Source organism: Pseudomonas sp. 13B_3.2_Bac1 (assembly GCF_025466205.1).
GTDB classification, from domain to species: Bacteria; Pseudomonadota; Gammaproteobacteria; order Pseudomonadales; family Pseudomonadaceae; genus Aquipseudomonas; species Aquipseudomonas fluorescens_H.
Genome location: NZ_JANLOG010000123.1, coordinates 30711 through 42409, shown reverse-complemented (window position 1 = coordinate 42409; position 11699 = coordinate 30711). Strand labels below are relative to the sequence as shown.

At 61.7% G+C, this 11699-nt stretch carries 9 protein-coding genes; 7 read left to right on the top strand and 2 right to left on the bottom strand.

Translation table 11 applies throughout. The annotated features are described in order from the left end of the window. Positions 1-47 precede the first annotated feature (47 nt). From NTD85_RS20785 to NTD85_RS20775, 3 genes are all read left to right on the top strand, one after another. On the top strand, positions 48-1412 hold the full coding sequence (locus tag NTD85_RS20785; RefSeq protein WP_003222721.1) for a TolC family outer membrane protein: 1365 nt from the start codon (positions 48-50) through the stop codon (positions 1410-1412). A 157-nt stretch (positions 1413-1569) separates the two neighbouring features. Beyond that, positions 1570-3732: a type I secretion system permease/ATPase gene (locus tag NTD85_RS20780; RefSeq protein ID WP_262143091.1), complete on the top strand. Its 2163-nt coding sequence runs from the start codon at positions 1570-1572 to the stop codon at positions 3730-3732. Positions 3733-3905: 173 nt separating this feature from the next. Beyond that, positions 3906-5264, top strand: coding sequence for an HlyD family type I secretion periplasmic adaptor subunit (locus NTD85_RS20775; RefSeq protein ID WP_003222719.1), 1359 nt, complete (start codon positions 3906-3908; stop codon positions 5262-5264). A gap of 120 nt (positions 5265-5384) precedes the next feature. Here NTD85_RS20775 and NTD85_RS20770 read toward each other — a convergent pair whose 3' ends face one another. Next, positions 5385-5978 (bottom strand): tRNA-uridine aminocarboxypropyltransferase, encoded by a 594-nt coding sequence (locus NTD85_RS20770; RefSeq protein WP_103486552.1) that lies wholly within the window; start codon positions 5976-5978, stop codon positions 5385-5387. A gap of 5 nt (positions 5979-5983) precedes the next feature. Further along, entirely contained in the window at positions 5984-6877 is an 894-nt protein-coding gene (locus tag NTD85_RS20765) for a LysR family transcriptional regulator (RefSeq protein WP_007956593.1), read from the bottom strand. A gap of 340 nt (positions 6878-7217) precedes the next feature. Here NTD85_RS20765 and speB point away from each other — a divergent pair, with 340 nt between their 5' ends. From speB to NTD85_RS20745, 4 genes are all read left to right on the top strand, one after another. Beyond that, on the top strand, positions 7218-8168 hold the full coding sequence (gene speB / locus NTD85_RS20760; protein WP_003222717.1) for an agmatinase: 951 nt from the start codon (positions 7218-7220) through the stop codon (positions 8166-8168). A gap of 10 nt (positions 8169-8178) precedes the next feature. Beyond that, positions 8179-8601, top strand: coding sequence for a YybH family protein (locus NTD85_RS20755; protein WP_003222716.1), 423 nt, complete (start codon positions 8179-8181; stop codon positions 8599-8601). A 55-nt stretch (positions 8602-8656) separates the two neighbouring features. Continuing rightward, on the top strand, positions 8657-10165 hold the full coding sequence (locus tag NTD85_RS20750) for a purine-cytosine permease family protein (RefSeq protein ID WP_262143090.1): 1509 nt from the start codon (positions 8657-8659) through the stop codon (positions 10163-10165). A gap of 154 nt (positions 10166-10319) precedes the next feature. Continuing rightward, positions 10320-11699 carry a sodium:solute symporter gene (locus NTD85_RS20745; protein WP_003222714.1) on the top strand — a complete coding sequence of 460 codons (1380 nt, stop codon included), beginning with the start codon at positions 10320-10322 and terminating at the stop codon, positions 11697-11699.

Here is an 11699-nt window from a genome sequence, read left to right as displayed (position 1 = left end):
AATATTTGGCGACAGTAACACACCATCAGGACCAGGGAGATGCACCCATGCGCGTTTTAACCCCCCTCTGCAGCGCGGTTTTGCTGGCCATGGCTTGCACTTCCCAAGCTCAGGCCATGAACCTGACCGACGCGATACAAAGCACCATCGCCACCCACCCTGAGCTCGCCTCGCGCGTGGACGCCAAACTGTCTGCCGACGAGCAGGTGAAAGTGGCCAAGGGCGGCTTTTATCCGTCCGTGGATTTGAACGCTGCTTACGGTCGCGGCTACAGCGACAACACCAATACGCGGGCCTTGACTCCCAGCGGTCACAACACCGAAATCCTCAACTACACCCAGTCCGAATTACGCTTGCGGCAGATGTTGTTCGACGGTTTCAACACCGCCAACGAGGTCGAGCGCACCAAGGGCGTGTCCAACTCGCGCGCCTATTACGCGCAAGGCACCGCCCAGGATCTGGCCCTGCGCACCATTGAGGTCTACCTCGAAGTGCTCAAGCGCCGCGAACTGGTGACCCTGGCCAAGAACAACCTGCAAGCGCACTTGCGGGTCAACGATCAGATCGGCCTGCGCACCCAGCGCGGTATCGGCAGCACCGCAGACTCCGATCAGTCGGTCGCCCGTAAAGCGTTGGCGGAGAACAACCTCGACACCGCCGAAGTCGATCTGGCCGACGCCGAATCGAACTTCTACGCCGTGGTCGGGCGCATGCCCGATGAACTGGAAACGCCACCGTCGACTCGCGGTGAAATCCCCACCAGCCTGCCGGAAGCCCAGCAGAGCATGGTCGAGAACAACCCGTATCTGAAATCCGCCCAGGCTGACGTGCAGTCGGCCGAGAGCCAGTACGAAGTCGCCAAGTCGCCGTTCTATCCACGTTTCGATGCAGAGGCGGCGGTGGGCGCGAACAACAACGTGCAAGGTGATGAAGGCCACGACAACGAATGGCGCGTGGGCGTGATCATGAACTACAACCTGTTCCGTGGCGGCAGCGACAAAGCCCGGCTGGCGTCCGATGCGCACCAGATCAATCAGGCAATGGACATTCGCAACAACGCCCTGCGGCAGTTGAACGAGAACATCCACCTGGCGTGGAACGCCATGGTCAACGCGAAGAAACAGACCCCGACCGCCCGTGAATACGCCGAGACCACCAAGCGTGTGCGCGCGGCGTATCAGGATCAGTTCGGTCTGGGCCAACGTACCCTGCTCGACTTGCTCGACAGTGAAAACGAGCTTTACAACGCCAACCGTCGCTACACCGAAATCCGCTACACCGAGGAATATTCGATGTACCGCGTACTGGCGAACATGGGCCAGTTGCTGAGCAAGCAACGGGTGGTGCTGCCGGCCGATGCGATAGCCGCAACCGATGTGAAGAATGAAGCACGCCTGCCCGAACTGAAGTAAGTCCCACGATCCATTGTGGCGAGGGAGCTTGCTCCCGCTGGGTTGCGCAGCGACCCCAAAAACGTTCAACGATGAAGATTTTGTGAGTGCTGCGCACTCAAGCGGGAGCAAGCTCCCTCGCCACAAGGTTGGACCAGTCATTACAGGGGCGATCAATATGACTAGCATGGCCGAAGGCGGTAACACCGGGATCGATCCGCGGCTGAGCTTCGATGACCCGTTACTCGACGGTCTGTTGATCCTCTGCAAACTGCATGGCGCGACGGTGAGTCGCGCCAGTCTGAGTGCCGGGCTGCCCCTGAACAAGCAACGCCTGAGCCTCGATCTGCTGCCCCGCGCAGCGGCCCGGGCCGGGTTGCAGGCGCGTCTGTTGCGCCGCGAACTGAAAGATCTTTCTGCGCTGAATCTGCCGATTCTGTTGCTGCTCAAGGATGGGCGTACCGCCGTATTGCGGCGTTTCGGCGACGACGGCAAAGCGCTGATCCTGCCCAGCGAAGCCGATGGCGGCGAGCAATGGGTCGAGCGCGAAGAACTCGCCGAACACTACAGCGGTCAGGCCTTGTTCGCCCGTCCGCGCCACGAACTCGAAGACTTGCGCTCACCGCTGGTGCCGCGGGTCCACGCCTGGTTTCGCGACACCCTCAAGCTGTCGAAATGGCTGTACAGCGATGCGATCCTCGCCAGTTTTCTGATCAACCTTTTAGGTCTGATGGTGCCGCTGTTCGTGATGCAGACCTACGACCGCGTGGTGCCGAATCAGGCCACCTCGACCCTGTGGGTGTTGGCGATCGGTTTGCTGATCGGCACCGGTTTCGAACTGGTGCTGCGGGTAGTGCGCGCGCACCTGCTGGACACCGCCGGCAAGAAAACCGATGTGATCCTTTCTGCGACGTTGTTCGAGCGCATCACCGGCATGGCGATGAAGGCGCGGCCGGCAACCATCGGCGGTTTCGCCCAGAGCATTCATGACTTTCAGGGCCTGCGCGAATTCCTCACCGCCGTGACCCTGACCAGCCTGATCGACCTGCCCTTCGTGGTGTTGATGCTGGTGGTGATCGGTCTGCTCGGTGGCTGGCTGGTGGTGATTCCGCTGCTGGCGTTTCCGATCACGATCATCTTCGCCATGGTGATTCAGGCGCGCCTGCGCGACACCGTGCAAAAGAGTCTGAGCCTGGGTGCGGAACGGCAGGCGCTGCTGATCGAAACCCTCGGTGGTCTGGAAACCCTCAAGGCCTGCGGCGCCGAAAGCGAGCGCCAGCACAAATGGGAAAGCACCCACGGCGCCCTCACCCGCCTCGACAGCCACGCACGCAACCTCTCGGCATTGGCCACCAACGGCACGCTGTTCATCCAGCAGTTCTCGGGGATGGCGACGATTGTTGCCGGGGTCTACAGCATCATCGCCGGCAACCTCAGCGTCGGTGCGCTGGTCGCCAGCTACATGCTCGGCAGCCGCGTACTCGCGCCATTGGGGCAGATCGCCGGGCTGATCACCCGCTACCAGCAAGCGCAACTGACCATGAAAAGCACCGACGCGCTGATGGGCCTGCCGCAGGAGCGCGACGGCAAGCAGCGGCCACTGGAACGCACGCAGCTGCAAGGTGCGCTGGACGTCAGCGGCGTGACCTTTCACTACAACGGCCAGAACGCACCGGCGCTGAGCAACGTCAGCTTCAGCATGAAACCCGGTGAGCGGATCGGCATCATCGGCCGCAGCGGCTCGGGCAAAAGCACTCTGGCGCGGCTGGTGATGGGTTTCTATGAACCCGAGGAAGGCCAGTTGCTGCTCGACGGCCTCGACCTGCGGCAACTGGATGTCGCCGACCTGCGCCAGCAGATCGGTTATGTCGCCCACGACCTGCCGCTTTTGGCCGGCAGCCTGCGCGACAACCTGACCCTCGGCGCCCGCTACATCAGCGATTCACGCATGCTCGAAGTCGCCGAGCTGACCGGCGTCACCGAACTGGCCCGCCAGCATCCACAAGGGTTCGACCGGCCAGTGGGCGAGCGCGGCCAGCTACTTTCCGGCGGCCAGCGTCAGGCGGTTTTACTCGCTCGGGCATTGCTGCTCGACCCACCGATCATGCTGCTCGACGAACCCACCAGCGCCATGGACAACAGCAGCGAAGACCTGCTGCGCCAGAAGCTCCACGGCTGGGTGCAAGGCAAGACGCTGCTGCTGGTCACCCACCGCACCTCGATGCTGAGTCTGGTGGACCGGTTGCTGGTACTGGACAACGGCCGGGTCGTCGCTGACGGCCCGAAAGAAGCGGTCATCGATGCACTGCGCAAGGGCCGCGTCGGCTCGGCGGCGGTTTAGTCGATGCAACACAAACCTGTGGCCACCTACTGTCTGTGGCGAGGGAGCTTGCTCCCGCTTGGGTGCGCAGCGCCCACAAGATTTTTGGGGCTGCTGCGCAACCCAGCGGGAGCAAGCTCCCTCGCCATAGGTTCGTGTTGGCTTGGTTTCTCTTGATTGAGGGGTATCGCCGCATGTCAGCTTCATCTTCGAAAGAGCGCGGCTACTTCAACAGTTTCGGCAAAAGCGCCGAAGCCGAGTTCATGCCGGAAACCGCTGGCGCGGCGCTGCAGGATTCGCCGCGCTGGTCGCGGATCACCGTGTGGCTGGCGGCGGCGCTGCTGATCAGTGCGCTGGTCTGGGCCAAGTTCGCCGTGCTTGAAGAAGTGACCATGGGCGAAGGCAAGGCGATTCCGTCAAGCAAGGTCCAGGTGATCCAGAACCTGGAGGGCGGGATCGTCACCGAGATTTTTGTTCGTGAAGGGCAGATGGTGAACAAGGGCGACAAGCTGTTGCGCCTGGATGACACGCGTTTCCTGTCGAACAAAGGTGAGAGCGAGGCCGACCGTTACGCGCTGACCGCGCAAGTCGAACGCCTCTCCGCCGAAGCCGAGGGCCGTCCGTTCAAACTGTCTGACGAGGTGATTGCCAAGGCGCCGCAAGTCGCCGAAGACGAGCGCGCGCTGTACGACCAGCGCCAACGCCGCCTGGCCAGTGAGCAACGCACCCTCACCGAACAGCTGCGGCAGAAGACCCAGGAACTGGCGGAGTTTCGTTCCAAGCAAGGTCAATACAGTTCCAGCCTGGCGCTATTGCAGCAAGAGATGAACATGTCGGCGCCGCTGGTCGGCACTGGCGCCGTATCGCCGGTGGAAATCCTGCGGCTCAAGCGCAGCGCGGTGGAGATTCGCGGTTCGCTGAATGCGACGACCCTGGCGATTCCACGGGCGGAATCGGCAATCAACGAGATCAAGAGCAAGATCGACGAATCGGAACAGACTTTCCGTTCCGACGCCGCCAAGGACCTCAATCAGAAACGCACCGACCTGTCGAAAATCACCGCGTCGAGCATCGCCATTGACGACCGCGTCAGCCGCACCACCGTGACTTCGCCAGTACACGGGGTGATCAAGCAACTCAAGGTCAACACCATCGGCGGCGTGGTGCAACCGGGCAGCGACATGGTGGAAATCGTGCCGCTGGAGGACAACCTGCTGATCGAAGCCAAGGTGCGTCCGCAAGACGTCGCGTTCCTGCACCCGGGCCAGAAGGCCATGGTCAAGTTCAGCGCTTACGACTACACGATCTACGGCGGGCTGAGCGCGAAACTCGAACTGATCGGCGCCGACACCATCACCGATGACAAGGGCAACAGCTTCTACCTGATTCAGGTGCGCACCGATAAAAACCATTTGGGCGGCGATGTGAAACCGCTGCTGATCATCCCGGGGATGGTGGCGACGGTGGACATTATTACCGGGGAGAAAAGTGTGCTGGATTACCTGCTTAAACCGGTGCTGAAGGCACGGACCGAGGCGATGCGTGAGCGGTAGGCATTGTTGAGATTTGCGGTGATTGATCCAACGCCTTCGCGAGCAAGCCCGCTCCCACAGTTGGGATGCATTCCCCTGTGGGAGCGGGCTTGCTCGCGAAGAGGCCCGCACCAACACCCATTATTTTGAATGATTACGCTGAAAAACTTCCTCCCCCATCGCCGCAATCTGCCCCTCGATCAACGCCTCGAACGGTTTGAGCAACGGCGCAAACGTGGTCGGCGCTTCAAGGGTTTCCAGCGCCTGCACAATCGCCTCGATCGTCGACAACGCCCCCGGCCCCGGTGCCTTGCGCAACCGATAGCGCGACACCCCGCCCGCGGCCAGCGTCACCCGTGGCAACGCCGCCAGCAGCGGGTTGAGATGGAGCATCTTGCGCGCCTTGCGCCAGGTGCCGTCCGGCACCACCAACAGCAGCGGTTGGTCAGACTCGCGATAAGCCTGCAACGGCTGCGCATCGTCGGCGGGAAACAGCAACCGCGCCTGATACCCCGGCCGGTTGAGCAGAGCGGGTAAATCCTCGAACACCTCACCGACAATCAGCTCGGCATTGGTCAAACCCAACGCCGCCAATCGCGCGGTGTTGAGCGCGTGATTGACCTCGCTCGGATGCTGCAACAGCAACACTCGGGTGCGGCTATCGAGGCTCGGGATCAGCGGGCACAGGCAATGGGTTTGTGGGCGCAGGCAGCGCGGGCATTGGGGTCTGGACATCGTTCTTAAGCCTGATTGAGCTGTGCTTTGAGCAAATCACGGAAGGTCTGGATCAGCGGTTCGCGGCTGCGGCCACGGCGCATGATCATCGAGAACGGCGCCTGATAACCGAAAGTCGCCGGCAGCAAAACGCGCAAGTCGCCCTTGTCAGCCCAGGCCTGGGCGTAGTGCTCCGGCAAGTAACCGATGTAGGCACCAGAGAGCACCAGAATCAGCTGCGCTTCCATACTTTCCACAGTCGCCGCGCTGTGCTTGAAACCATGACGCGCCAGCTCCGCCTGACTCCAGTAACCACGCCCGACCATGCGCTGCTGAGTGATGACCTGCTCGGGAATCCGCCGCTCGTTGAACAGCGGATGCCGGCTGCTGCAATACAGCCAGTGCTGTTCGCGGTACAGCGGCATGTACACCAGACCGCTCATGCGCGTGGAGAAGGCACCGATGGCCAGATCGAGGCGATTGTCCTGCACACCGAGTTGCAGTTCGTAGGGGCTCATCACCGACAGGTGCAAATGCACCGCCGGGTGTTCCTGGCTGTAGGCGCCGATGGCTTCGGCGAACGGCAAGGCCTTGTCGCTGACCGTGGAATCGATCACCCCGAGATTCAGCGTGCCACGCAGTTCGCCCTTGAGCGCGGCGGCGTATTGCTCGAAGCCTTCGAGCTCGGCCAGCAGGCGCAGGGTTTCCTGATGGAACAGCTCACCCTTGCTGGTCAGGCTGAACCCACCCCGCCCGCGATGGCACAGCACCAGACCGAGCGCGGCTTCGAGCTGGCTCATGTAGGTGCTGATCGCCGAGGTCGACAGGTTGAGTTCCTGCTGCGCATTGGCAAAGCCCTGATGCCGGACCACGCTGACGAAGATGCGCAATAGTTTCAGGTCGGGTAAAGCGTTGGCCATGTCTACTCCATCACAAGAAGCATTCGGTGCGTCCGAAGAGACACAGTCCCTGTGGGAGCGGGCTTGCTCGCGAAGGCGTCGTATCAGTTGGCATCCATGTTGCTGACACACCGCATTCGCGAGCAAGCCCGCTCCCACACAGGCGTCATGTTCACCCCGGCGAACAGCGACGAGTCTATCTCCAGCCTCAGCATTAGTTTAGAAAAATCTGAACTAAGTTTTTGCCCGTAGCGATTCTTCCCCCGCACTACATTTCGCAGAATCGGCCCCACAGCGGCGTCCGAACCTGTGTTCAACGGTGCGCCGACATAAATAAAACAAAGACGATGAGGCCCTACCCGTGGACAAGATTCTTCACCAACCACTGGGCGGCAACGAAATGCCGCGCTTCGGCGGCATCGCCACCATGCTCCGACTCCCCCATGTACCGACCGCTGCCGGCCTGGACGCTGCCTTCGTTGGCGTGCCCCTGGATATCGGTACTTCGCTGCGCCCCGGCACCCGCTTCGGGCCGCGCGACATCCGCACCGAATCGGTGATGATCCGCCCGTACAACATGGCCACCGGCGCCGCGCCGTTCGACTCGCTGTCGGTCGCCGACATCGGTGACGTGGCGATCAACACCTTCAACCTGCTCGACGCCGTACGCATCATCGAAGAAGCCTACGACAACATCCTCGAGCACAACGTGATCCCGATGACCCTGGGTGGCGACCACACCATCACCCTGCCGATCCTGCGGGCGATTCACAAAAAGCACGGCAAGGTCGGTCTGGTGCACATCGATGCCCACGCTGACGTCAACGATCACATGTTCGGCGAGAAAATCGCCCACGGCACAACCTTCCGTCGCGCCGTCGAAGAAGGTCTGCTGGACTGCGACCGCGTGGTGCAGATTGGTCTGCGCGCACAGGGTTACACCGCTGACGACTTCAACTGGAGCCGCGATCAGGGTTTCCGCGTGGTGCAGGCCGAAGAGTGCTGGCACAAGTCGCTGGCACCGCTGATGGCTGAAGTGCGCGAGAAAGTCGGTGGCGGTCCGGTGTACCTGAGCTTCGACATCGACGGCATCGACCCAGCCTGGGCGCCTGGCACCGGCACCCCGGAAATCGGGGGTCTGACGACCATTCAGGCGATTGAAATCGTTCGCGGCTGTCAGGGCCTCGACCTGATCGGCTGCGATCTGGTAGAAGTCTCGCCCGCTTACGACACCACCGGCAACACCTCGCTGCTGGCCGCCAACCTGCTGTACGAAATGCTCTGCGTACTGCCTGGCGTGGTCCACCGCTGAGGGTTCGGCCATGAACGAACGTGATCAGGTGTTGAAAGCGGCTGCCGATCTGGTGTCCGCCTTCGCTCGTAACGATCGCGAAGCTTATTTCGGCGCGTTCAGCGCCGATGCAAGTTTCGTGTTTTACACCCTCGAACAGCCGCTGCTGTCGCGCGATGCCTATCAGGCGTTGTGGGACAGCTGGCGCGCCGAGGATGGCTTCGAAGTGTTGTCGTGCACTTCGAGCAACGCTTTCGTCAGCCTGCAAGGTGACGTGGCGGTGTTTGTCCATGACGTGGCCACCGAGCTGCGCATGCAAGGGGAGCAACATTTCAGCCAGGAGCGCGAGACGATTGTTTTCAAGAAACAAGCGTCGAGCCTAGAACAACAAGGCCATTGGCTGGCCTGCCATGAACATTTGTCCGCAATGCCGGAAGGGCTGCCACCCCCTTAGCCAAAACAGGTGACGCTCACGCACGATGAGCGCGCCTTTATGATCGGAGCTGATCATGAATAACAACAACAAAGCCAACGACCAAAGCCTTACGCAAATTGAAACCCACGGGGTCGAACAGATCCCGGACCACGAACGTACCGCAGGCCCGACGGACTTGTTCCGGATGATCTTCGGTGGTTCGAACACCTTTGCCACCGCCGTGCTCGGCAGTTTCCCGGTGCTGTTCGGTCTGTCGTTTCAGGCCGGCGTCTGGGCCATTGTGGCGGGCGTGCTGCTCGGCTCGCTGATCCTCGCACCGATGGGCCTGTTCGGCCCGATCAACGGCACCAACAATGCCGTGTCCTCCGGGGCGCACTTCGGCGTGCACGGGCGGATCGTCGGTTCGTTCCTGTCGCTGTTGACCGCTATCGCGTTTTTCTCGCTCTCGGTGTGGAGTTCGGGGGATGCGTTGATCGGTGGGGCGAAACGCCTGATCGGTCTGCCGGAAACCGACCTGACCCTGGGCCTGGCCTACGGTCTGTTCGCGATTCTGGTGCTGACCGTGTGCATCTACGGCTTCCGCTTTCTGCTGTGGGTAAACAAGATCGCGGTGTGGAGCGCCAGCCTGTTGTTCCTGCTGGGCATCTTCGCCTTCGCCGGTCCTTTCGATGTGAACTACGCCGGCACGGTGAACCTCGGGCAACCGGGCTTCTGGGCGGCGTTCATCGGCGCAGCGCTGGTCGCGATGAGCAACCCGATTTCCTTCGGTGCGTTCCTCGGCGACTGGTCGCGCTACATCCCGCGTGACACCTCCAAGCAGCGGATCATGGCCGCTGTGGTGCTGTCGCAGATCGCCACGTTCATCCCGTTCCTGTTCGGCCTGAGCACCGCGACCATCGTCGCGATCAAGGCGCCGGACTACATCGCAGCGAACAACTATGTGGGTGGTCTGTTGGCGGTATCGCCGAGCTGGTTCTTCCTGCCGGTGTGCCTGATTGCGGTGATCGGCGGCATGTCCACCGGCACCACCTCGCTGTATGGCACCGGGCTGGACATGTCCAGCGTATTCCCGCGGGTGCTGTCACGAGTGAAAGCGACGCTGCTGATCGGCGTGCTGTCGATTGCCTTCATCTTCATCGGCCGCTTTGCCGCGAACCTGGTGCAGAGCGTGTCGACCTTCGCCGTGCTGATCATCACCTGCACTACCCCGTGGATGGTGATCATGATCATCGGCCTGCTGGTGCGTCGCGGCTTCTACTGCCCGGATGACCTGCAAGTGTTCACTCGCGGCGAGCAAGGCGGACGCTACTGGTTCAACCACGGCTGGAACTGGCGTGGTCTGGGCGCGTGGATCCCGAGCGCGGCGGTCGGCCTGTGCTTCGTCAACCTGCCGGGGCAGTTCGTCGGCCCGCTGGGCGAGATGGCTGGCGGCATCGACATCAGCCTGCCGGTGACCCTGGGGCTGGCTTCGGTGGTGTACCTGACGCTGCTGAGCCTGTTCCCGGAACCGCGCGAAGTGTTCGGGCCCACGGATGCCCGCAGCCAAGGCGTAGCAAAACCTGAACTGCGTCAGGCCGCCTGACGCAAATCCCCTGTGGGAGCGGGCTTGCTCGCGAAAGCGTCGGCACATTCAACAGTGATGTGACTGACAGATCGCATTCGCGAGCAAGCCCGCTCCCACAAGGGCAAATCGAATTCAGCCTCACCATAAAAAAGACAATCGGAGACACGCCATCATGGCTTTGGATTTATTCGTCGTCCTCATCTACGCCGCCGGCATGCTTTTGCTCGGCTACTACGGCATGCGCAAGGCCAAGACCAACGAGGATTTTCTGGTCGCCGGGCGTAACCTGGGCCCAAGCCTGTACATGGGCACCATGGCCGCGACCGTGCTCGGTGGTGCGTCCACTGTCGGCACCGTGCGTCTGGGCTACGTGCATGGCATCTCCGGTTTCTGGCTATGCGCCGCGCTGGGTTGCGGCATCGTCGCGCTGAACCTGTTCCTCGCCAAACCGCTGCTGAAACTGAAGATCTACACCGTTACCCAGGTTCTGGAAAAACGCTACAACCCGATGGCCCGCTCGGCGAGCGCGGTGATCATGCTGGCCTACGCGCTGATGATCGGCGTGACCTCGATCCTGGCGATCGGCACCGTGCTGCAAGTGCTGTTCGGCCTACCATTCTGGATCTCGGTACTGCTCGGCGGTGGCGTGGTGGTGATCTACTCGGCGATCGGCGGCATGTGGTCGCTGACCCTGACCGATATCGTCCAGTTCATCATCAAGACCGTGGGCCTGATGTTCATCCTGTTGCCGATCTGCCTGTACCGCGTCGGCGGCTGGGACGAACTGGTGCTGAAGCTGCCGGCAGCGGCGTTCAACTTCACCACCATCGGCTGGGACACGATCATCACCTACTTCATGATCTACTTCTTCGGCATCCTGATCGGTCAGGACATCTGGCAACGGGTGTTCACCGTCAAGACCGCCAAAGTCGCCCAGTACGCCGGCAGCATCGCCGGTATCTACTGCATCCTCTACGGTTTGGCTTGCGCGCTGATCGGCATGGCCGCTCACGTACTGATCCCGGATCTGGACAACGTCAACAACGCCTTCGCCGCCATCGTCAAACTGTCGCTGCCGGACGGCATCCGTGGTCTGGTGATCGCTGCGGCACTGGCCGCCATGATGTCTACCGCCAGTGCCGGCCTGCTGGCTGCGGCCACCACCCTGACTGAAGACCTGCTGCCGAAACTGCGTGGCGGTAAACAGTCGAGCCTGGCGATCAACCGCCTGTTCACCCTGCTCACCGGTGTCGTGGTGCTCGGCATCGCGCTGGTAGTGAATGACGTGATCAGCGCCCTGACTCTTGCTTACAACCTGTTGGTCGGCGGCATGCTGATTCCGCTGATCGGTGCGATCTTCTGGAAACGCGCGACCACCGCCGGCGCCATCGCCAGCATGGGCCTGGGTTTCGCCACCGCGCTGCTGTTCATGTTCAAGGACGGTCTGGATGCCAACACGCCGATCTACTACAGCCTTGCGGTAGGTCTGGTGAGTTTTGTGGTGGTCAGCCTGGTCTCCCCTCGCCCGGCGACCGTGGCGAGTGCGATCTAA

Bases quoted from the DNA above. Each gene is read 5' to 3' on its own strand.
- NTD85_RS20785 (WP_003222721.1), top strand. From the start codon at position 48: ATGCGCGTTTTAACCCCCCTCTGCAGCGCGGTTTTGCTGGCCATGGCT.
- NTD85_RS20780 (WP_262143091.1), top strand. From the start codon at position 1,570: ATGACTAGCATGGCCGAAGGCGGTAACACCGGGATCGATCCGCGGCTG.
- NTD85_RS20775 (WP_003222719.1), top strand. From the start codon at position 3,906: ATGTCAGCTTCATCTTCGAAAGAGCGCGGCTACTTCAACAGTTTCGGC.
- NTD85_RS20770 (WP_103486552.1), bottom strand. From the start codon at position 5,978: ATGTCCAGACCCCAATGCCCGCGCTGCCTGCGCCCACAAACCCATTGC.
- NTD85_RS20765 (WP_007956593.1), bottom strand. From the start codon at position 6,877: ATGGCCAACGCTTTACCCGACCTGAAACTATTGCGCATCTTCGTCAGC.
- NTD85_RS20755 (WP_003222716.1), top strand. From the start codon at position 8,179: ATGAACGAACGTGATCAGGTGTTGAAAGCGGCTGCCGATCTGGTGTCC.
- NTD85_RS20750 (WP_262143090.1), top strand. From the start codon at position 8,657: ATGAATAACAACAACAAAGCCAACGACCAAAGCCTTACGCAAATTGAA.
- NTD85_RS20745 (WP_003222714.1), top strand. From the start codon at position 10,320: ATGGCTTTGGATTTATTCGTCGTCCTCATCTACGCCGCCGGCATGCTT.